The sequence below is a fragment of the Methylomonas defluvii genome, from assembly GCF_033949435.1.
In the GTDB taxonomy this organism is placed as follows: Bacteria; Pseudomonadota; Gammaproteobacteria; order Methylococcales; family Methylomonadaceae; genus Methylomonas; species Methylomonas defluvii.
Genome location: NZ_JAXARY010000017.1, coordinates 44,533 through 66,631, shown reverse-complemented (window position 1 = coordinate 66,631; position 22,099 = coordinate 44,533). Strand labels below are relative to the sequence as shown.

Here is a 22,099-nt window from a genome sequence, read left to right as displayed (position 1 = left end):
CTCGCCCTCAACAAATGTCCGGTATCACCGGTACCGCGACACCCAAACTATCGTCCGGGGTTTGGCCTTCCAGCAAGCCGATGCCGTCCGGCAAGGCCGGTGTGCCGGAACCGCTGTCGGCGCGCACGCCCAGCAGCTCGGGCAACTGGTATTGAGTTAAATTGACCGGCTCGTCGGCGGACAATCGTCGCCAACCCTGGCTACCGCGCTGAAACAGGCTCAAGGCATTGATGGCCTGCACCCCGGCCACCCGCGCCGCCTGGGTCAATAATTCGTTGGCGCGCACCGCGCCGCCCAAAGGCCAACCCGCGCCGCGCGCGCCACCGGGTGCCAGCGGCCACAGGTATTCCAGCAGCGTCTGCTGCACATCGCGCAAGGTTTGTTGCTCGGTTTCAATGTCGCGCACCTGCACTTTCACGCTGACCGCAATCGGCACAAACTCAGGGCTTAACACATACAGCTCGGTGCCGACCATGGTCCGCTGCAATAAGTAGGCAAACACGTCCTTCAACAAGCCCTGATTAGGTTTGGGCGTGTGACCCACAGCCGGTTCGGCCGGTGGCAGCACGAACACGCTAACCACGCCCGACACGCCGTCGCGCGCCGCGCGGATACTGGCGCCGGGCAGAAAACCGACCAATACTTCGGCGCGGGCCACCGGATTGACGGGATTGGCTTCGGTGATGATTTTGAAATCCTGTTGCGTAACGGCCCGGTTGCGATGGGTCAGAAATTGCGGGATGCGCTTTTCCGCCTGCTCGACCGTTTCCGCATCAATGCCGCCGCTTAACGGCCATTCGTGACGCAGCTTGTAACGCGAACTGCCGTTCACCACTTCCTTGATGCTACCGGCGGGCAGATTACCGGCGATGCCGCCGCCAAATAAATAAGCCGCAATACGAATCCGGCTACCCGACGGCGGCCGGCGCCCGGTCGTGCCGTCGCCAAAGTACACGTAACCGGACTGCGGATTGAGCCGATACACCCTGGCATCGGCGGCTTGACCGGCAAGAAAAGCCACCTGTTGCCAACGCACCCAGGCACCATTTTCCTCAACATCCAGTTGCAAGGTCGCGGCCTCGATATTCTGATCAGGCAATACCACCACCTGATCGGGCTGGCCGGTACCCATACCCACCAGCAAATCCTGCTGCAAGCCTTGCGCAAGCACATCGACGGCGTTTAGCGCCAGGTAGCCCAGTTGTAACGTGGGATGTTCCGGGCAACGCAAGCGCAACCAAAACGCCACGCGGCCGGCTTCGACTTGATCGGCCAATTCCGGCGGCCTATCGCCGACACCGCTGAACATCGGATCGGTCGGTACAAACGCCTGAAACAGCGCCGGATTTTTGGGTAAGCGCAAGCGCAGCACGCCGGTTTGCCGGCCGCCTTTGGAGCTGTCGGCCAGCACATCCAAGGGTAGATAAATCGTTTCTCCGGCCTCGCCGGTGGACACCAGCTCCCAGATTAGCTTGCGCGGATTCAGTTCGTTGATCGCGTCGCCGTCCAGATTGTCGGCGGGCGCGATGCCGATATTGAAGGCCACGCCGGCCAGATGGCTGCGTAGCAAGGCAATCTGGCCTTCCAGCTGCCGGGGGGCGATGCAGGCCAGGTAAAAGCTGCGATCCAGACTGCCGGTCAGATCCAGCACTTCCTTAACCGGCTGGAAGCGGCGCGGTTGAAACGGCTCGGGACGTTGGCCGTTGCGCAAACCGTACTGCTCCTGCAAGTCCTGTAAGGTCAAACCCAGTGCGGCCAGATCGGCAGCCTCCAACTTCTGTTTGATCAACACTTGTAAGCTCAGGCAGGTGGGTTGCAATTCGCCGACCGCCGTCAAAATCTGTTTGCCGGCCCGCAACTGGCTGCCGTCCGCCAATAATGCCGCCGGCAACACGCTGGTCGGTCCGGCATCGACGCAGACTATGCCCTTGGCCGGCCTAGCGGCGCGCACCGGAATTTGCAATAAATTTAAAAGCACCCGGCGCTGGCGTTCCGGAATTAAGTTGGCGCGGTACAAAATGGTTTCGGTCAGCCAGGCGAATAAATCCACAAAGCTGTTGAGCGGGTCGCCGGGGGCAATCTGCGCCAGTTCCGGCAAATGGCTGGCCAGCCGGGCCTTGGCCTCGGCAACCAAATCCTCGAAGCGTCTGTCGTCTAAATTCGGTACCGGTAATGGCATAACGGCCTCTCTTGCAACCTCAAGCCGGCAAGCTCAGGTTTAGCGTGAATCCCAGTTCCGCTGGGCGCTGACTGTTACGCAGCCGATAGCGGATATTGATATGCACATCGGCGACGCTGGCCGGACTGGCCTGCACTTGCACTTCGTCGATTTCCACTCTAGGCTCCCAGGTCTCCAGCGATTTGCGCACCACGCCGGCAATCAGATGGCGGGTGGTTTCGTTATTGGGTTGATGCACGAAGTTTAATAAACCGGCACCAAAAGTCGGGCGTTGCAAGCGTTCGCCGGGCCGGGTCAGCAGGATATTCAACATCACCTCGCGGATGCTCTGATCGTCGCGGGTCCAGCTCAAGCGGCCGTCGGCACCGATATTGCCCAGCGGCCAACTCAAAATTTCCGGTACCGGCGTGCGCATGCTTAATCTCCCTTGATTTTTGGAAACGGCAGGCAAATCCGTACCCACGGCAGCCAGAAAAACACGATGTTCAGCAGCGAAATCATGATCATCAACAAGATCATCGCCACCAGCGTAATCACCGGCAAGCTGAACGAACAAATCCATTGAATCCCAAAGTCCGGGCCGGACGTGTCTTTGACCGTGTCTTCGCTGGCGCCCTTATTCAATTTCAGTTTGTTCATTAAATCGAAAGTATCGGCGGGCGTGATCATCGCCGCGCCCTTGGCCAGACCACGGCGCAAATCAGCCAGCGATGGCATCTGAATCAACGCCGGCCGACTGGCGTCCGGATCGAAGGGCGCGGCGACTCGAAACGGTATGCTGCGGGTGTCTGCATTGGCCCATTGAATCTGTTCCTGGCCGAGCTGGTTTTTGGCGCGCACAAAGGCCACTACTTGATAAACATCGCCGGCATTTTGCGCGAATTTTGGCAAGGGGATTTCCTTGACCTTACTCAGTGCTTGGTCGCTAAGGCGTTGCCCCAACAGCACGCGGATTTCCTGGGCATCGGCGGCCAGCAGCAACAGCGTCAAACTCAGGTTGCCGACGCCATTGGCATTCGGCAAGGCCGGTAATGCCGCCAGTTTGTCCAGCCCGCCGACCACGTCTATCGCTTGTTCTTGTTGAATCAACCAGCGCACCAACGGGTTATCGCCACCCAAAGCAAAGCAAGCTTGCAGGTAGCTGTAAAAGGTTTGTTGCCGATACGGCGCGAACAAGCCCTGGCTGGTTTCGGTGTAGGCTTGGCCTTGCAAACCGACCGGCAGTTTGGCTTCGTCGTACAGCCACAGTTGCTGCGCTTTATTTTCCAGCGCGGTGTTCTCGGCAATGCCGGCTTCGCCGAGGTGATAGCGGTTGACCAGCATTCTCAGCAGTTCAAAAAAGCCTTTGCTGGGCAGGCCTTGCGCCAACGGCTTGCTGTGTTCGTTTAGCCAGGTTTGATTCAGCGGTTGCCGATAACCGAACGGCCAGGGCAACATCGCCGCCGCGATGCTGGCGGTTTGCGCTTGATCGGCGCTATCAAACGCCTGGCTGACATCGCGCAGATAATAAAAACCGCCGAGCGGCAAATAACCGAACAACAGCGTGTGGGTTTTACGGTTGGCATCGCTGGTTTTTAACACATGCAAGGGATGCACTTCCTCGCCGCTATAGGCCGCCTGATCATCGCGTTTGAGCAGCACGCCGTTGGCGCACAGCCGGCGATGCAGATCAGGGTCGCGCAGTTCGCTGGGCGCGTCCTGCCAGCCCAGGGCTTCGCCGTCTTCCAGCATCCAGGCCTGCTCGCGACCACCACTGAGCCGGCGAATCACGAAGCCGGCCGAGCTGATTTTTTGCGGATCCAGCGCCGGCTCGCCGAAGCGGTCGCAAACCACTTCGCAACTGACGATATGAAAAGCCCGATGCAGCGGTAGTCGTAAAACAGGCTGCTGGCCGTGGCGGCTATGACGCTCCTCCTGCTGCCAGGCGCTGAACTGCGGCAAATCGAACTGGCGACGCTGCATGTCCTGCTTGAACCGATTAATAAACTCCGCATCCAGATATCGATGCAAGCCGCATTGTCCGCCCTCCTGATAAAACGGCGGTTTCAATTTAAGCGGATGCAGCGCCTGCTCTATTTTCATAATCCCTTACCAAATATTGCCGGCGCCCGGCGTGTAGGAACTGCCCACCACCGAGGTAGCGATCACGGTGTCGGCTTGCACCACGCCGCTGAACTTGGACATGCTGGCATTCACCGTCACCATGCTGGCGTTAATGGTGACTGTGCTGGCATCGACCGTGACGCTGCCGCTGCTGCGCACCGCAATGCTGCTGCTGTTGAGCGTAACGCTCTGGTCGGCGCGCTCGATAACGATTTCCCCGCCGCCGGCTTCGTCTATCGAAATCTTGTAACCGGAGCGGGTACGCAACTCCACTTTCGGGCCGCTGCCGTCGTCAAAATCCAACACCGTTTCCTGCGGGGTGCGGATCACATAATGATCTTCCTGCGGATCGGCCTCTGCCGGCACGCTACTGCTACCGGCCCAGACGCTGCCCAGCACCAACGGCATTTCCGGGGTGATGAAAGCCAACACCACAATTTCTTCCAGGCGCGGCACAAAACTAGCGCCGTAACCCTGACCGGCTGACGGTGCGACGACGCTGGCCCATAATTCCATCCGCGTCGCCAGCAAACGCACCTTGACGCGGCCACGGCTATCCGGGTCCGCGTTATCGGTGACTTGCCCAAGTTGCAAACTGTGCAGATTACCTAAGGCGTGACTATTCATGACTGCCACCCGCCTTTGTTGACTTTCAGGTGTGTCTCGAAACCGCTGTTGTTATCGAAGCGATGCACGCAATGCACAATCTGGTAGCGGCCTTTCAGGCGCGGCGATACACCGTCCAACTCGATCTCGCGGCCAGGTTTTAGGCTGGCTTCGCCTTGGCAAACAATTTCGCCGTGAATAAAGCGTTTGGCTTGGCGTTTGAATGCGGCCTTGGCATAGGCTTCCGCTTCGCTGCTAGTGCCGGGAAAGGGCTGCGGGACAATTTCGGCACCGGGCCAGCTCAGGTTGCCTAAAGCCGCCGCCGCGCTGGTGCCGGTGGGCGCCGGCGTCATTGCGTCGGCCGTAAAATCCACCGGGTCGGCGCTCGCCAGGTTGTAGCCGTTGACTTGGCTGCTGAGCGGTTGATGATTTAAATCGGCGATTAAGCGCACTTTCAAGGCACTGTCCTGGGCACTCAGTTCGATTGGGCTGGGATCGGCTTCTTCAACTTTAGCCCGCAACGTATTGCCTTCCAAGCGCACAGCTATGTCAAAGCGATTGCCGATGCGCAGCAGAAAGGCCAAATCACTTTCGTTGAGTTGATGCCAGGTGGCGGTGATACTAGACAACGACGCATCGGTTTGCAGGCCCGCCTCGCCGGCGATGGCTTGCACTAGTTCGTCCGGGCTTTGATCTTCAAAGCTACGGTTATGCCGGCTGCGCGCCAGTCTATGCAATTTGTCTTGCAACAGCAGCGCGATGTTGGGCGCGCCTTCGCCGTAGCTTTCTTCAATGGCGGTAATCTCGCCGCTAAACAGATGTTGCGGAGTGTCGCTGCCCATTTCGATTTCCACGCCGGCACCCAAGGCAATGTCGTTCAAAGTAAAGTCGGGGTCTTGCCCGCCTTCCGGCCTCCCCCAATTGGACAGCTGCAATTCGGCATGCGCGCAGCCGTGCAAGGGCAGATTAACCTGCATCGCCAGCAAGGCCTGTTGCAGATCTTCGCGTTTTTCGCCGTCGATCTTGATCGTTGGGCGGGAGCTGGTGAAGGCTGAATCGGGCATAGTGTTGTTCTTGTTTATTGTCGTTTAATTATTATGTGTCGCTATCGCGACGGTTTTTCTAATGTCGGTTCGCGGACCGACAACCGCGATACTTTCTTTTGCGTCGCCAAAAGAAAGTATCCAAAGAAAAGGCGACCCGGATGCCGCTTATTCCCTGCGCTCCGAAGCTTTTGAACGGGGTTGCCTAAAGGGGCTCCTGCCCCTTCGGCAACGCGCCGCATCCATGCGGCGCCCCTACGGGCGGATCCGTTCAAAAGCTCCGGTGCTCGGCGCGGCATACGGGAAGGAAACCCTTCCACCACTCAAAGCCTCCTAAAACCCTTCGACACATCCCCTCTCCCTCCGGGAGAGGGCTAAGGTGAGGGTATATAAAACTTCATTACCAAATCTCTCACTCACCCACATCTATTCAATCAATCCTCAACCGCTCCTGCCGCTGCCTGATCAATTCCAGCATTTGCGTCAACTCGATTTCCGCCGGCGACAACGGCGTCTGCTGCGCGGCCGGTTGTTGCTCGGCGGCTTCGGTGACGCCGTCTTGCACGTCCAATATCACTTCGTCTATCAATACCGGCATTTGTAATTCCCACTCAATCGAAACCAACGCCACTGTCGGCGGCAGCTTTTAATAAACTGCTTACCGATACGCCACTGCTTTTGCGAGTCACAGTTGCCGAACCGGCTTGGTTAGCTGCGGCTGTTGATAAGGGTCTCCCACCGGTCGCCGCAGTTACCGCTTGTCCGTTTTGCACGCCACCAATCCAGGTTTGCGCAGTATCGAATCTTAGCGGCACACTGCCTGTCTGAATGTTGGCTGCATTCAAGCTGCCCTTTTTTCCAGCCGGGCTAAACGCGCCTTCAATGCCGGTACCTAGGCTGGCGGAATTGCCGAATTTAAACGCCGGACTGGCCGGCGGCACCGGTTTTTGCGCTGCCTTTACCGCACCGGCATTACCGCCAATGCTGCCGCCTGTGTTACCACCAACACTGACCGAAGCAGACAAGCTTGCCGAAACATTGGTACTGACTCCGCCACTGATATTGACGCCAGCACTCACCCCAAATCCTACGCCGCCGCTAATCCCCACCGAAGCGCTCAGGCTCAGACTAGGCACAGCCACCACCGATAGCGACGGCATTCTGGGCGACTCTATGCCGTTAAACAGCGAGGTATCGCGCCAATTGCCCGCGCCTTCGCCACTAGTGCCCGGCACCGGCGCGGCCGTTTGCCCGGAACCGCCTTGCGGCCCGGCACCGGTGGAACTCAAGCTGGGCGTATTGCGGGCGGCTTGTTCGACAGCGCGGTTACGGAACTGGTAGCGGTCCTCGCTGAGCTTTAAGGACACTGTAGCCCGCAACGGCCGGCCTTCCGGGGAAAAGAAATCCAGAGTTTCGTCAAAGCTTTGCACCAAACCCAAAAACTCGAACGCGCCCCATTGAAACAAGCAGCGCTTAGGCGCTTTCATTTTTTTGCCGTCTTCTACCGGCTTGATAAAAGTATCGGCGATTTTTTTAGTCTCCAGCCGCACATCCGAACCCTGTTCGATGGTTTTCTTGGAACTGCTGTTGCTGCCGGCATTGCTGGCCGTCTGCCCGCTACCCTGGCCTGCGCCGCCGGGGGCTTCGATATACGTGGTGTCAAAAATCAACTCTATAGTCAGATTGGACGAGCTTTTATCGACAAACTGCGCCGAGCGGCTGTTGCCGTTGCGGGCGTTTTCTTTCAAGGTGTTGGACAGGCTGACTTTCAGGCTGGACGGGTTAAATTGCACATCGATGGCATTATCCAAATCAGGACTATCGTTGTCGCCGTTAACTGGAATTAGTTTGCCGCGTTCTATGGCGATCATGCCGTCCCCCTGCCTTGGGTGCTGGCCGGCGCCGGCCTTTGCAATTCCAAGCCTTGATGCACCAGCTGCAATTCTTCGATGGCTACCTGGCTGGCGGTGGCCGACAAATCCGGGCCTTTGAATTTGGTCGGCAACACCCCGCTAAGTTTCCAAACCAGCACGGCGTTATCGGTGACGTTGCCGCCGCTGACGCTGGGATTGCCGAACACGATAATCTCGCCGCTCAGCCGGTAGCCGTAGTTGGCCTGGCGGGTGGTAATGTCGAACCAGGACCATAAATCGTTGATGTCGGTGACGCCGCGTTTCAAAATAATCGGCGCGAATTTGGTCGGCCCGGATCGGTGATGTTCTCCCCAATTATGGCCGCCCTCGTTGATCACTTTGGGTTCCATCGTCGCTTCAAAACCAGTCACTTCGCTGAAATAACCGCTGCACAACAAGCTGCTCTGGTCGCTGTTGTACAGATTGACCTTGAAACGAAAGGCGACGAATTCGCTGACTTCAGCCATCGACCACCTCCGAGCGCCATTCGCCGTTCAGATTGGCAAAAGTCAAAAACAGCCTGTCTATCGGAAACGCCGGTGCCAGCATGATCTCGTAAAGCATCGCACCCTCTTGTGGCGTCGATTCGCGAATCGAAAACGCTTGCTCGGCGGACGCGCCGCGCAAGGCACCCTGGCTGTACAAGCGGCGGAAAAACTGTTCCAGCAGCAATCGCGGGCGGGGATCGCGATAATCCAGATTGAAGATCAATTGCTCGCCCAAGGCCTGCAATTGTCGGCGCAAAAAGCCCAGGAAGCGCATCACTTCCGCCGAGCGAAAACCATCGTAGCGCTGGTCGTCGAACGGATAATCGGCGACCGGCAAGGCCGGCACCACCAGGCGCTCGTCATCAAGGCTGAGCTCCGCGCCGCCGCTAACCGCGTTGCGGTAGTTGAGCACACTGATGCCGGGTTTATCGCGTAAACCAATCGTTTGGGCGATTGACAAACGCGGGTAAGGCAAAGCGTCGGTGTTTAAGGGCTTGGCCGCCATTGAGCGCCAAGGCCCGTCGCGACGCGCCACCGCCGCCTGCTGGCCAGCGATCAAACCCACCGGGCTATGCAAGGCAAAGCGCGGACCGCGTAGATAGGGAAACAAAAACTGCACATAGCGCAACGCTTGCGCCGTATTCGGATTGCTTTGATAACTGGCCAGTGCACTCAACGCCGCCGGGTCGAGCACCGGGCTGTCCAACTCGCCGGAATACGCCAGCGGCAAGGTAAACAGACATTGCAGATCGGGCCGATGGCTGCTAATAAATTGCAGCATGCCGCGCAACACCTGCGGCAATTGCCAAGGCGGCGGCATATCGCTTAACTCGCTGCTGTACCGGCGTTCGCGGTGATCGTCATCGGTATTTTGCGTGCAAGGCAGAAACTGCGGGTCGTTATTTTCCAGACGCACCCTGGGAATATCCGGCAGACGCGGCGGAATTTGCAGGCGTTCCAAATCCGGAAAACCCACCACGCCCAAAGCCGGAATGACCAGCACACAAGCCAAGCCCTGGAGCGTCGTATTATCGTGCAATTGCGTGTTGTCGACAGGCAGGAAACCGGCTTGCCCGGCGCTTTCGGGTATCCGCACCACCCAGAGTTTTTCGCCGCCGTTGGCAAAAAAATCGTCAACCGCCAGGCCCAGCCAGGCTTTGTTACCAGCCAGCAGGCTGACATATTGTGTGGTGGCGCTAAGCGCATCCGGGAAAATGTCGTGAAATTCGGCGCTGGACTGCAAGGGTATCGGTAGATGGTAAAGCTCGCTGGAAGCGCCCAGCAGCAAGTCATCGACTGTCTTACCGTATCCGACCGCGCGCATGTCCGCCAGTGCTGCCGGCAATTGCAGCAGGCGCTCAAGCCGGACCCGACCTGGGCAATGGCCGAGCATGGCCGCTTCCAGCCCCGCGATCCGGCGTTCAACCGGCCGTGGCGTCAGGGCGATGCGCGCTCCCGCTAGCCATTCCATCCGCTGTCGCTCCGGCTAGCTTTGGATGATGGTTTCAACCGAGAGCACCAGCTCTTCCATCGCCACGTCGCTGCCGCCCTTGGCGGTTAAGGTCGGCCCGGTCCATTTGATAGGCATGGCCCTGACCAGTTTCCAGGTGACCACGGCGCTGGCGCTGGTGGGATCTTCGTTTTTAAGCTTGATCACCACATCGCGCTTGGCGGTCACATCGCCGCCGCGAATTTGCTCCAGCCAACTGTAAATATTGTCCGCGCCGATCACGCCACGCTTCAGCGTCACGTCACCGGCCTTGTTGATGGCCGGAATCTTGCGCACGTAATTCACCGCGTCGTTGCCGTTGCGGTATTCCGCTACGGTCACTTCCGCATTCAAACCGGACACTTCCGAAAAGCCGCCCTGCACTTCGCCTTCGCTGCCGTCGCCCAGGTTGACCAAATAATTGAACACCCCATAGGGCGTTTCGCGATATGTAGCCATGGTTTATCTCCAGTCCAGGGTTCAGGCGTCGGCGGTTTTTTGGCCGATGCGGAAAATCACGAATTCGGCCGGCTTCAAGGCTGCCACGCCGATTTCGCAGACCAAGCGGCCATTGTCCAGATCGTTTTGGGTCATCGTGCTGCGGTCGCAACGCACGAAATAAGCGGTTTTGGCGCTACCCAACAGCCGGCCGTTGACCCATTCGTTGTATAAAAAGCTTTCCACAGTCTGGCGAATGTTGTCCCACAAGCGCTCGCCGTTCGGTTCGAACACCGCCCATTGCGTGGATTTGTCGATGGAACGCTCCAGGTACAAAAAGTAGCGGCGGACGTTGACGTATTTCCATTCCGGATCGCTGGACAAAGTGCGGCCGCCCCAAACCCGATGCCCGCGTCCCGGAAACGAACGCAGACAGTTGATGCCGTTGGGGTTCAGCAATTCCTGCTGGAAACGATTGATTTCCTGGGCAAAGCGCAAGGCGCCGATCACCGGCTCGTTGGCCGGCGGCTTGTGCACGCCGCGCTGCACGTCGGTATTGGCATAGACGCCGGCGACGAAGCCGGACGGCGGTACGTTGATAGTACTGAGCAAGCCGCGCGGATCGGCGATGACCACCCAGGGGTAGTACAGTGCCAGCCTGGAGTCGTCAAAGTTGGAACGAAACTCGCGCACTTCCGACAGCGCCATGCCGTCGCGGCTATCGACGATGCCGACCCGGTAACGCATTTTTAGACAGTGTTTTTGCACCTCGGCGACGATGGCTTGATGATTAGTGGCGTCTGCCGCCGCAGCCGGGGTCATCACGATGGAAACATCCTCGATATTTTCCAAGGCCACGAAACCGCTGCTGCCGTTGACCTCGTCTTCCACACCGCCGTATTGCACGGCGCCGGGCACGTTGCCGTCGCTGCCACCGGACAGATTAATCAAATAACGCGGACCTTGAACCGACATGGGGCCGGGATTTAAGCCATCCGACTCGAACAAGCTGTACAAGGCTGCCACCACATCGGCGCCGCTGATACCGGGGCTGAGGGTGCAACTGACCGGACTGGTCAATTGGTCGTAACGCTTGTCCGGCGTCACGGGCATTATGGCGCTGAGGCTGTTTTTTGCATCGGGGGCGCTGGAAATGTCGCCGTAACTGTAAATTACCGGGCCGTCACGGCCGCCGGCATGTACGGCAATATCGAAGTTGCGCTGCACCACCACCGCCCGCACCGTATTCGGTGCAGCAGCCAAAGCCGCCAACGGCAAGGTGATGTCGGCATTGACGCCCACATTCAAACCGCCGCCGTCCACCACAAACTCACTGCCGGCCGCATTCAGCGTACCGCGCAGCGCGGTCAGGGTGCCCCAATGCGCCGCGCCGGTATACACCGACAAGTTGGTTTCCGCGCTCAGGGTTAACACCGCCGACGTGCCGTTAGCCAAGGACCCGCTGCTGGGATTTTTCGCAAACACCCGGGTGTAGCTGACTGCAACGCCCGGACCGTTTACCAAACCGGCCGTCATCAATACGCCCTGACTGCCGTCGGCCTGGCCGTTGGGCCGCAAGGCGGTACCGCCCGCCGCCACATCGTCGGCGGTATCCAGTTCGCAGCGGTTATTGACGATGACGAAATGATCGCCTTCCCGGCGCACCAGGGCGCGGATATTTAAAGGAAAGCGTTCGTCGGGGAATTGCGCGGCGATGCCCGCCGAGCGCACCGCGTTGGTCAGGCCGGTGGCATTCAAAAACACCACTTCGCCTTCGGCGGGCGCCGAAGTGGCCTCGGTCTTTAACAGATTTTCGCTATCGCGCCACAGGAGTTCCAGCGTGAAATCGCCCATCGCTCCGGGAAAGCGGCTGCTGAAACTCAACACATTCGGCACGGACCGCGTTGATATGCCCGGCGCGTTTTGCGGAAAATTGCCGACCCGCGACACATAGAGTTGTTTGCCGCCGCCGTCGAAAAAGGCTTTCGCGGCAATCGCAGTATGGTTAAGCACCGATGCGCCGGCCAGCGTCAGATTTTGGATGTCGCCGTAGATGCGGGTGAATTCGCCAAAGCTAGTCACTACCTCGGGATTGCCCCGCAACGGTCCGAAACGGGTAGGACCGACCACCGCCGTGACGCTGGTCCCCACCCCTTCGATCGATTTGGCGCGAAAGCTAACTTCTTCTACAAACACACCCGGTGCAAGATATTCAGGCATGCTCCCCTCCTTAATTTTTATGTGGACCAGCGTTTAAAGGACGAACTCAACTCATGGATGACTCAATTGGGTTGAACGGCAAGATGATCCCGATTAAAGGACCGGATTAAACTCAAATCGCCCGGCACCAAGGTCAGGGCCAGTGCGGCGGCAAAACTGTTAGCGTTAATAGCGCCGAGCAACATCGGCTGCAAGTCGGCCGGGTCGACCGGTAGCGCAGCGCTGGCCGCAGCCGAGGCCGCAATGCTCAGTGTCGCGTTGTATTCGGTTACGCCTTCCGGCAAGGGCGGCAGGCGATGCATCGCGATAATGAAATCGCCATTGGCGTCGGCTTGGGCACGGCAGATCAAATTGCCGCCGACGCCCAGATTGACCGTCAGCGTCAGCAATGCCCAGACGGCCGGTGCATTACTGCCGGTAAACCTTAGCGTGCCGCGCAAACCACCGCCGCGGCCGAGCTTGGTACCGAAAGGGGTCGGATAAAGCACCAAGCTGTGCCCGGCGGCATTGCCGGCTTGAACTGCAAAACGGCGCGGGATATAGCGGCTTTGACTATCCGCCACCGAACCGGCGATGGTGTATGCCGCTTCAGCCGGGCGCAGCTTATCCGCCTCGCTGGGCGCGCCTTGCACCGTTTTGCCGGCCGAGCGCCGCCACAAGGCTGTTTTGCCTGGCGTGTGTAAAAATTGCAGATCGGCGGGGCGGGTATCGAGTTGCAACACAACGGCGTCACTGAGCCGCCGCATATCGGCTTCCTGTGCGGCACTACTGCCGTCCAACCAATAAATCACGTCGCTGGCGTAGAGGATATTGGTTTCCAGAACCTTGACGGCTTTCATACCGTGCCTCCTGGAAATACCCGCGTACTAACCGGCGGACCTTCCGTACGCGGCCGACGCAGCCGCAGGCGCACGGTGCGCGCCACATAGGGTACGGTACTGGTGTAAGGCGATTTGAACACATCCCAGATGCGCATCAAATCTTCAGTGCTCATCTCGTCCGGGGCAATATTCAGTACTTCCGCCTGGCCCCATTCGTCGTCGATGTCTTGAATATGCGAGATGTCGAGCTGACATTCGTTGGCGAGCTCGACCATGGCCCAACTCAAAAGATCGGCTTCGATGGTGGCGCTGGCGGCGTTGGCGATTAACAGGAAATGCAGATTGACCGGCAGTTCGGCTTGCGGGGCGTTTTGGTCGGAACCGCGCGGGGCGAAGGTGCGCTGCCGACCGTGAGGATCGATGGTGATGCGATGCAGGTAAATACCCAGCAGGTTGCCGGTGAGGATATTGGCAATGTCGGCGCTACCCAGCAGTTTTGCTTGGGCATTGGTGGGCTCGCTGCTCAGTTCGGCAGGTAATCTGCTGGTCAAGAACGATTCCAACGCCAACAGCGCGCCGGTCACTCCCCGGTACGAAGCCATTTCTCCTCCCCCCACTTGAGCGGTAGCATAGCCTAGTACATAGGTCTACTGTACGCAAGTCGATTTTGTGAAGCCATCTGCGAATAAAAACCGAAAAAAGCGATCTACAGCAAACTGGCCGGCTAAATTCCGTGCCTCAATCAAATAATGGTATTAATTTTTAGCAGAGCTTTTGGAAATTGCTGGTGCAGAAGTCATTAAAATCGGATTAAAAATGGAACACCATTTGGAAAATGGTAAGAGCTGGAACCAAAAGTACACGACCAAAGGAGCAGGAAATAAAACAACTATGCCGAGCACGGCAAACCGGGTGAAGATAATCCCCACTACAAACCATCAGCCCCAGCCGAACCATGATCTCAGTGAGCCTACAACTTTTACTAGCCATTCTGTACGCCAATCTCGGCGAATGGCTGATGCACAAATTCATCTTGCATCGTTTAGGCAAACAGCCAGGCAGCATCTGGGCCTACCATTGGTATGAACACCATACGATCTGCGCTAAACACCAGATGCTGGATCCCGGCTATCGCCATTTGGACTTATCGACCTGGAATGCGCAAACCAAGGAGTTGGCGGTATTGGCCGCCATTGTCATGGTGCATTTACCGCTAATTTGGTATTGGCCGGTTTTCGTGATGGGTCTATACGGCTCGTTGACGCTTTATTACATTCTGCACCGCAAAGCCCATCTCGACCCTGACTGGGCTAAACAGCATTTACCCTGGCATTACCAACACCACATCCAGCCAGGCTCCGGCAACTGGTGCGTCACCTGGCCGGGGTTTGATTATCTGCTGGGCAGTAGAAATAAATGATGCGCGCATACACGGAGAAAAAATTGCTTGGAGGTTTGAATGCTTGTGTCTGTGTTGGAGGGACTATCGGCCAGTTTACGACATTCAACAAGCTAACAAACTAAGGTAGTGAATGGCAGGATTGTGGTGAAAAACTGACTCAGCTGCTGGATCTATTCAACAGAATCACGAGCGCTGGAGTGCTGTTCACATACCTACTAATCAACCATCACTACTACATCATTTCGGCTATAACATAGCGATTTAGTATCTTGAATATCCAGTACTTTCGTACTAGTACATTTTATAGAATACAAAAATGTAGAAGCTTCACTAGACTAATTGACGTTGGGATCGAAATTATACTGATACTTGCCATCTAAAATATCTGGAAAATATTGCGATGAAAGATGATTTTTGTTTATGGTTTGAACAGACTAAACATCGGTCAGTTGCCTTATCCGAAGCCTATAGAATTCGCCTGAATAGGCTATGGTGGGCGAATCTATGTTTTGTCGTGGTCCCGGCAGTTTTTTCGTCGATAACAGCGGCCGTTTTGTCAGCTAAGGAAGTGCAATATCAAATTACTGTTTTTTGCTATTCGATGCCGCTGGTTTCATTTCTGGCCGCCTTGGCTGCAGTGTTGACAACGATTCATAAGGCATTGAAATGCGAGGAATATCAAGCAGAGTGTTTACGGTTGAGCCAGGCTTACCAAAGTATCGCTGTCGCTGCGGATGCAGCCTTTTTCGGGCCTGCCGCCGAATATGCCGCCCAACATGAACGCCTGGCCAGCGAATTGCGGCGACTGGCCGCAGACGCGAAAGCGCAAGTCTCGACCAATTTTTATTCGCCTGATAATCCTAAGAGATAACCATGGTCAGCACGACTGAAAATAGTATCAGCGACCAACAATTATTTACCGACGCCATGGCTAGAATTAGCGCTTGGCGGCAAATTGAAGGGATTAAGGCGGATGGCAGCCGCGTGCCTCTCATCGAAGCGCCGCAAGAGGTTAAAGATGCCTATCTAGTGGCAATACGCGCTATCTCGAAACTAAAACCCGATGATACCGACCCCTGGATGTTGGGGAAGATTCAGCTGATTATCCGTAAGAGTACCCGCTATATTATTTATCTGGACCAGAATTTCGAAATTCAATGGTGGTGGACGAGTCCGCCGGCGGATTTAGATAATCTTACCTTGCTGCAAACCCATATTACCCAAATTGAAACCGACAGTAATTTCCTGATGGAGAAAGTCGGCAAACCTTGGCAATTTCCGAGTTTTTTTCGTAACACTCAAGCGGATGCAGACTCTGCAACGCTGTCCTTGCCTTTTCAAGCGTCCAGCGAATTAATCGGTATTCGCGCGATGCTGGGAGAAGCGGCGGCGATTGCCATGAACGGCGGCAAACAGGAAGATTGGGGGCGGGTAATCGATGAAGCCCGAAAACAGGTCACGCTGGCGAAAGACCGAAGATGCCGGCCTTGGTTTATCTTTTGGTTTTTAGTGCCGGTCATCTTGGCTAATTTTTTGCCGCATTTCAGCCTTTCTTGTTGGCCGGATGTAACGACCTTATGTATGCAAAAATGGGGACAAGGCCATGCTCACGCCATGTTGGCATTAGGTGCCGGCACCATTGGTGCATTGGTGTCGGCGATTTCCAGGACCCAACAGATAGGGCTTGATCCGCGATCAGGGCAATTGGGTTTGTTCACGGAAGCCTTATCGCGCGCCATTCTCGGCGCCACCGCCGGAGCGCTGACTTCGCTTGCCATCGACGGACACCTGATTTTAGGCCAGGAGTTAGTCAATACCCCGGCGCTACGGTTTTTTCTGGCCTTCGCCGCCGGCTTTAGCGAACGGGTATTACCGGCTTTAATCGGCAAAGCAGAAACGACCATAACGGGTGAGGTTACAAAGAAAAGCTGATTGTTCTGCGCCAAAGAAGGTTTTCGCAAATACAAAAGGCCGGGCTTCAGCTTAATAGAGTCTAAATAAGATACTTCTCGCCGAAAGCAATTAAACTCCAAAAAAGGCAAAGTCAATGCGTCAGACATTTTCGAAATCGTATCGCTCGATTACTTGGTTTTTGGGTATGGCTTTGCTCGTGGCTTGTAATTGCGAGCAACGACAGCCGTTATTCCTTCCCGCGGCGATGATGGGGAAGGTAGAAGTTATTGCCTCCTGCAAGAAGGATTGTAAGCAGGACATCCTATCCCATGCCATTATGAAAGAAGGCCAAGGCGGGATTTCCTCCGGTGTATTACTGAAGCTCAAGGAAGACATTGAGGTGTACCGCTTATGGGATGGTGCCGATAAAGGCATCAACGAATACGGTGGCAGCAACCGCATCGGAGCCTGGTGGTCCGCCGAGCGGCCGTCGGGTAACGTCGACCACTATCGGGCGCAAAACGCCATTTGTAAGAAGTGGAACGAATTGCGTTGGGTCACCAAATGCAAGCTCAAGCCCGGCACCTTGGTTGTTGTAGGCCCTACTCAGTCGGCAAGCTGTTCGGATCAGGAAAGTTATGCCGCTAACAACAGCTTGCAAGTATATGTCGACAATACTTCAAGCCGCTATGTCGATTGCGGCAAGGTTGCCGATAATGACCATGCCGTCAATCCTGATGACCTGTTGCTGCCGGCTCCGGTCATTAAAGAAAAAACGCCGGATCAACCACCTCAAGCCAGACCGCTAAGCAAGCCCCGCAAAAAAAGCCGTTGATTGTAAAGGCGATAGTTTTCACCGGGGAGCAATAATGCAGCAAATAATGGCCTGTTATTAGACCAATAAACTCCCACCGCCGAGTAATGCAGGATAGAACAGTAATAATTCAACCGCCATCAAATAATAAAAGGAGCAATTTATGTTAATCGTTTTTGTACATGGCTGGAGCGTCACCAATACCGATACTTACGGTGGCTTGCCGCTGGCCTTGCAATCCTCGGTCGCTGGACAGTTGAATATTCAAGTGCAACACTTGAGGTTGGCCAAATATGTCAGTTTCGCCGACGAAGTTAAGATCGACGACATTGCCCGCGGTATGCAGCATGCGGTCAATACTGAAGTGTTATCGAGGCTAAAACCAGGGGAGAAATTCGTTTGCATCACGCATTCGACCGGCGGTCCGGTGGTCAGGGATTGGCTGAGCCAGTATTACGAACACAAATTCCCACAATGCCCGATGAGCCACTTGATCATGCTGGCACCGGCTAACCACGGTTCGGCGCTGGCGCAACTTGGCAAAGGCAAACTGGCCAGAATGAAGTTTTTTACCGAAGGTGTCGAGCCGGGTATTGGTGTCTTAGACTGGTTGGAACTCGGCAGTGACCAAAGCTGGGCCTTAAACCGACAATGGCTGGAATACGACTGCACCGCCGATGGGCTATATGTTTTTACCTTGACGGGGCAGCGTATCGACCGCTCCTTTTATGACAATCTCAATTCTTACACCGGTGAGGCCGGCTCTGATGGCGTGGTCAGGATAACGGCAGCCAACATGAATTACGGATTCCTTCGTCTGGCTCAGACCGACGGCGGTTTGGTGGTGGATAAACAGAGCCGCCCGGCAAAAACAGCATTGGGAATCTTGCCAGGACGCTCGCATTCCGGCGACAAGATAGGCATATTACGCAGCGTAAAAGCGACCGATAGCGCACAGACTCACCCCACTGTCGACGCGATTTTAAAGTGTTTGGCCGTTCAAGATTCGGCAAGCTATGCGGCGGCGGTGAAGGATTTCGACAAACTCACAGCACAAACTCAAAAAGACGAACGCATCGAAAAGATAAAAGAACTATTTTTAGTCGAACGCACGTTCAAGACCGGCAGATATTGCATGCTGGTATTCCGCTTGATTGATGATCGCGGTAATAACCTATCGGACTACGATGTGTTATTTACCGGCGGCCCCAACTATGACGAAAATCACCTGCCCGAGGGATTCTTCGTTGATAGGCAGCATAATAGTAATAATCCGGGTAAATTAACCTATTATGTCGATTATGATATTTTGAATAAAGGTCTTAATAAAGATCCGAGTAAAGGCGAATTTGGCATCAAAATCGTCGTGAGACCGCAGTCGGGTTTTGCTTATTACACAGCCGCGGAATATAAGGGCACTTTCGACGCGCTGAAAAGCTATATTGAACCCAATCAAACCTTGATGATAGAAGTTCAAATGCGCAGACACGTTGGCGAAGGGGTATTCCAACTCACTGAAAAAACTGATCCGGAAAGTTTCAAAGACGTGAAGGTTGGTAAAGATATCTGATTTAACCACTGTACTTGTGATTCATGGTGAGGCCAATACTGGTTGTAATGACCAACAAAAGCCGGACACCTGTTTAGACAGCGTTTCTAAAAAATGCCCGCTCGAATTCGAGCGGGGAGAGCACTTAATGATATACCCAGATGACCGGCTGCTTGCTGTTGGCTGTAACCTTTTTCAAGAACCAGCCTGGTTGCATCTTGTTTGAATGCCAGCTTGTATTTGGCGCGCTTGTGTTTTTGTCGTTACTCATCGTTACCTCTACTGACGGTATAAATTCTGCCTTTCGAGATATCCGGATTTATTAGACCGTTTCACACCAATCCAAACACCAATTCGTATCACAAGCTTTTCTTGAAGCGCTGTTGCAGCAATAACGCCGTGTTTGCTGATACAGCGCTATGTCAATCCCTGCCATCGACTATTTTCTCGATGCTGTCGGCAGCATGTCGTTCAATCGTCATTTATTAAGTTTAATTTAAGGACCTGAGGAGATAGTAGCCGCCAACACAAACTGAAAGCCGGAGAAATAATCATGAGACAGGCCACATCATTCGATGCCAATAATGCCCTTGCTCAAGTTAAGTACGCCATAAAAGATTTGATACACTCGGATTATGACGATAACGAAGACGATGTGATTTACACCGCCAATAAATTGAATGCTGTATTGCGTATGGTGCATGACAACCATCAGTCCTGGAACGATGAAGCGATTCGTGAATTTGTGATGCGCCAGCATGATCCATTGCGACACATCCCGGTTAAGTCGGAAAAGCTCCATCACAGGGTGCGCCATATCCAACAGGATATTATCGTTAAATTTTCCTGACTGTTACGGCTACCCGACGGCTACCCGCTAGAGGCCAGAACCAGGCAGCAAACCTACAAACCGGGGATCCCCATCTGCTGAATCCGCATGGCGTTATCGCCTTCTTCATAGGCCAGCAGCTTGCCGTCCTTCTGATATAGCTTGAAAGCCAAGGCATAAGACAATACCCGAATCGGGTAGTCGCGCGGCAGAGTTTGCAGGTAGGGTTGCATGGTCACAAAATCGGTAGCGCCGTATTGCTGCATGATAAAACGCAAGCCGCCGTTGCGCGGCCCAATGTTGTAAGCCAGCAGGCCTAAAAACAAATCGCCGTTCATTTCTTGCAGATAATGTTTAAAGGTAGCGGCGGCGACAAAGGCGTTATGCCTGGGATCGTTGACTTGCAATTCCTCCACGTCTAGTTCGTCGGCAGCTTCGCGGGTAATGGCTTTGGGCACGGCGGTAATCTGAAACAAGCCTTTGCCGCCATCAAAACTGTCGCGCGGCATAAACGAGGACTCGGTCGCGGCGATGCCTTGCAGCAAATTGACATCGACATCAAAAGCCTTGGCCGCATCCTCGATTGCCGGATTGAAGGCATCGGCGCGCACCATCATTTTTTGCAACCCGCCTATGCCGTGGCGCCGATAAGCCGCGTACACTTGATGCGCCAGGGTGACTTTTTCGGCTTCCTGCTTGCCGCCGACTAAGGTGCGAAAATGCGTAAAAACTTGGGTGTAGCCACCGTGCATCACAAACCAACCGGTCGAAGCGGCCAGCACCACGGCCAACGCGGCGGGTAAATAATCCAATCGGCCATGCAGCCAGCCGCGCAAGCGCGACCAAGCCAGCAACAGCGCCGCCGCCGCCAACATCAAGATCACCACGCCAATCGCGAACGGCAGCAAACTGGTAAAAAAACCGGGGCCGGATAGCCAACTGGCCGAGTAACCGAGTACGAACATCGTCGCCAGTACAGCGGCAATCATCAACGCCAAGCCTTCCACAACCATCAGCCACCACTTTGGTTTGCGCAGAGATTTGGCTTTGCGGCGCGGTTTGCCAGGCTTACGCCCCGCACCGGCTTTTGCCCGGCTAGGCGGGACCGCTTTAGCCAGCGATTTGGGGATAGGAATGGGCCGACTCATCAAGAACAGTGAAACAGGGTTGGAAAAAATTTGGAAAATCTCAGACGGATAAGAGCAATACATCCGCCGCAAAGGCGCACTGGCGTTTAGCGGTACAAAAGGTATATTCCTCTTTCAAACCATCGCTCAACCACTACTATAAAGCAGGTCCACAACCATGCACAACGCTTTCCGCCCGGCCTGGTGGCTGAACAGCCCGCATTTGCAGACGATCTATCCGGCGTTTTTGCGGCGCATCTCGCCACCGGCTGGCATCCGCCGCGAACGGCTGGACACGCCGGACGGCGACTTTCTGGACATCGATTGGGTCGATAACGGCGGCCGGCCGCTGGTGATTCTGTTGCACGGCCTGGCCGGCAGCAGCCGTTCCGGTTACATCAAGGGTTTACAACACAGTTTGCTGGCCGCCGGCTTTGCCAGCGTGGCGCTGAATTTTCGTGGGTGCAGCGGCGAGATGAACCGGATGGCGCGCTGCTATCACTCCGGCGAAACCGAGGATATCGATTTTTTATATAAGACCTTGCGCCAGCGTTTTCCGGACCGGGCGATGGCGGCGATAGGTTTTTCCCTGGGCGGCAACGTCTTATTAAAATGGCTGGGCGAACAAGGCGATAAGATTGGGTTATCGGCGGCGGTAGCGGTATCCGTGCCGTTGTTGTTAAACGAATGCGCCGACAAGCTTGATCGTGGTTTCTCAAAACTCTATCGCGACTATTTACTGCGCGAGTTGAAACAGTACATGCGCGTCAAGCTCAAGCATTTGCAAGGCATCGGCCAGCACGAACAAGCCGAACGGATCGCAGAATTAGGCGATCTTTCCGGCATCAAATCGTTCTGGCAATACGACGACAAAGTCGTGGCCGGCCTGCACGGTTTTAAAGACGCCCACGATTACTACCGGCGCAGCAGTTCCCGGCAATTTTTAAAGCATATCCGCGTCCCAACTTTGATTTTGCAAGCTAACGACGATCCGTTCATGACCGAACGAGTATTGCCGACCGCCACGGAATTATCCGATCAGGTTCAACTGGAAGTGTGCGCCGGCGGCGGGCATGTGGGATTTGTGAGCGGAGGATTGTTCAGGCCGGCGTATTGGCTGGAGGCGCGGATTGGTAGATTTCTACGGCAACACCTACCTTCGCTAACGGCAAGGTGAAATACTCT

At 55.4% G+C, this 22,099-nt stretch carries 21 protein-coding genes; 7 read left to right on the top strand and 14 right to left on the bottom strand.

What is annotated here, in order from left to right; all coding sequences use genetic code 11:
* Positions 1–7 precede the first annotated feature (7 nt).
* From QLH52_RS17330 to QLH52_RS17270, 13 genes are all read right to left on the bottom strand, one after another.
* On the bottom strand, positions 8–2,179 hold the full coding sequence (locus tag QLH52_RS17330; protein WP_319962380.1) for a putative baseplate assembly protein: 2,172 nt from the start codon (positions 2,177–2,179) through the stop codon (positions 8–10).
* 19 nt (positions 2,180–2,198) lie between these two features.
* Complete coding sequence (locus tag QLH52_RS17325) at positions 2,199–2,594, bottom strand: GPW/gp25 family protein (RefSeq protein ID WP_319962379.1); 396 nt, start codon at positions 2,592–2,594, stop codon at positions 2,199–2,201.
* Positions 2,595–2,596: 2 nt separating this feature from the next.
* The gene (locus tag QLH52_RS17320) at positions 2,597–4,261 is read right to left on the bottom strand and encodes a hypothetical protein (RefSeq protein ID WP_319962378.1); all 1,665 of its coding nucleotides are present in this window, start codon (positions 4,259–4,261) and stop codon (positions 2,597–2,599) included.
* A 6-nt stretch (positions 4,262–4,267) separates the two neighbouring features.
* Positions 4,268–4,909 (bottom strand): phage baseplate assembly protein V, encoded by a 642-nt coding sequence (locus QLH52_RS17315; RefSeq protein ID WP_319962377.1) that lies wholly within the window; start codon positions 4,907–4,909, stop codon positions 4,268–4,270.
* Positions 4,906–5,952 (bottom strand): phage late control D family protein, encoded by a 1,047-nt coding sequence (locus QLH52_RS17310; RefSeq protein WP_319962376.1) that lies wholly within the window; start codon positions 5,950–5,952, stop codon positions 4,906–4,908. Before QLH52_RS17310 ends, QLH52_RS17315 begins: the two co-directional genes overlap by 4 nt.
* Before the next feature lie 409 nt (positions 5,953–6,361).
* On the bottom strand, positions 6,362–6,529 hold the full coding sequence (locus tag QLH52_RS17305) for a hypothetical protein (protein WP_171697448.1): 168 nt from the start codon (positions 6,527–6,529) through the stop codon (positions 6,362–6,364).
* A gap of 13 nt (positions 6,530–6,542) precedes the next feature.
* Positions 6,543–7,802 carry a CIS tube protein gene (locus tag QLH52_RS17300; RefSeq protein WP_319962375.1) on the bottom strand — a complete coding sequence of 420 codons (1,260 nt, stop codon included), beginning with the start codon at positions 7,800–7,802 and terminating at the stop codon, positions 6,543–6,545.
* Complete coding sequence (locus QLH52_RS17295) at positions 7,799–8,311, bottom strand: phage tail protein (protein WP_192376405.1); 513 nt, start codon at positions 8,309–8,311, stop codon at positions 7,799–7,801. The genes QLH52_RS17300 and QLH52_RS17295 overlap by 4 nt, the downstream gene beginning before the upstream one ends.
* On the bottom strand, positions 8,304–9,803 hold the full coding sequence (locus QLH52_RS17290) for a hypothetical protein (protein ID WP_319962374.1): 1,500 nt from the start codon (positions 9,801–9,803) through the stop codon (positions 8,304–8,306). The genes QLH52_RS17295 and QLH52_RS17290 overlap by 8 nt, the downstream gene beginning before the upstream one ends.
* A gap of 15 nt (positions 9,804–9,818) precedes the next feature.
* On the bottom strand, positions 9,819–10,280 hold the full coding sequence (locus QLH52_RS17285; protein WP_033157779.1) for a phage tail protein: 462 nt from the start codon (positions 10,278–10,280) through the stop codon (positions 9,819–9,821).
* A 21-nt stretch (positions 10,281–10,301) separates the two neighbouring features.
* Positions 10,302–12,479, bottom strand: a complete 2,178-nt coding sequence (locus QLH52_RS17280) for a phage tail sheath family protein (protein ID WP_319962373.1) — start codon at positions 12,477–12,479, stop codon at positions 10,302–10,304.
* Positions 12,480–12,541: 62 nt separating this feature from the next.
* Entirely contained in the window at positions 12,542–13,318 is a 777-nt protein-coding gene (locus QLH52_RS17275; RefSeq protein WP_319962372.1) for a hypothetical protein, read from the bottom strand.
* Entirely contained in the window at positions 13,315–13,902 is a 588-nt protein-coding gene (locus tag QLH52_RS17270) for a Pvc16 family protein (RefSeq protein WP_171697442.1), read from the bottom strand. The genes QLH52_RS17275 and QLH52_RS17270 overlap by 4 nt, the downstream gene beginning before the upstream one ends.
* 353 nt (positions 13,903–14,255) lie before the next feature.
* Between QLH52_RS17270 and QLH52_RS17265 the strand changes: the two genes are divergently transcribed.
* From QLH52_RS17265 to QLH52_RS17240, 6 genes are all read left to right on the top strand, one after another.
* The gene (locus QLH52_RS17265; RefSeq protein ID WP_319962371.1) at positions 14,256–14,720 is read left to right on the top strand and encodes a hypothetical protein; all 465 of its coding nucleotides are present in this window, start codon (positions 14,256–14,258) and stop codon (positions 14,718–14,720) included.
* 535 nt (positions 14,721–15,255) lie between these two features.
* Entirely contained in the window at positions 15,256–15,573 is a 318-nt protein-coding gene (locus QLH52_RS17260; protein ID WP_319962370.1) for a hypothetical protein, read from the top strand.
* Between the two features lie 2 nt (positions 15,574–15,575).
* Positions 15,576–16,634: a hypothetical protein gene (locus tag QLH52_RS17255; RefSeq protein WP_319962369.1), complete on the top strand. Its 1,059-nt coding sequence runs from the start codon at positions 15,576–15,578 to the stop codon at positions 16,632–16,634.
* A 115-nt stretch (positions 16,635–16,749) separates the two neighbouring features.
* A complete protein-coding gene (locus QLH52_RS17250; RefSeq protein WP_319962368.1) occupies positions 16,750–17,430 on the top strand; it encodes a hypothetical protein in 681 nt (226 codons plus the stop codon).
* A gap of 142 nt (positions 17,431–17,572) precedes the next feature.
* Positions 17,573–18,979 carry an esterase/lipase family protein gene (locus QLH52_RS17245; RefSeq protein WP_319962367.1) on the top strand — a complete coding sequence of 469 codons (1,407 nt, stop codon included), beginning with the start codon at positions 17,573–17,575 and terminating at the stop codon, positions 18,977–18,979.
* Positions 18,980–19,511: 532 nt separating this feature from the next.
* The gene (locus QLH52_RS17240; protein ID WP_033157761.1) at positions 19,512–19,808 is read left to right on the top strand and encodes a hypothetical protein; all 297 of its coding nucleotides are present in this window, start codon (positions 19,512–19,514) and stop codon (positions 19,806–19,808) included.
* 53 nt (positions 19,809–19,861) lie between these two features.
* Here the strand turns inward: QLH52_RS17240 and QLH52_RS17235 are convergent, their stop codons facing one another.
* Positions 19,862–20,935 (bottom strand): transglycosylase SLT domain-containing protein, encoded by a 1,074-nt coding sequence (locus QLH52_RS17235; RefSeq protein WP_319962366.1) that lies wholly within the window; start codon positions 20,933–20,935, stop codon positions 19,862–19,864.
* Between the two features lie 157 nt (positions 20,936–21,092).
* Here QLH52_RS17235 and QLH52_RS17230 point away from each other — a divergent pair, with 157 nt between their 5' ends.
* Complete coding sequence (locus QLH52_RS17230) at positions 21,093–22,091, top strand: hydrolase (protein ID WP_319962365.1); 999 nt, start codon at positions 21,093–21,095, stop codon at positions 22,089–22,091.
* Positions 22,092–22,099: the final 8 nt, after the last annotated feature.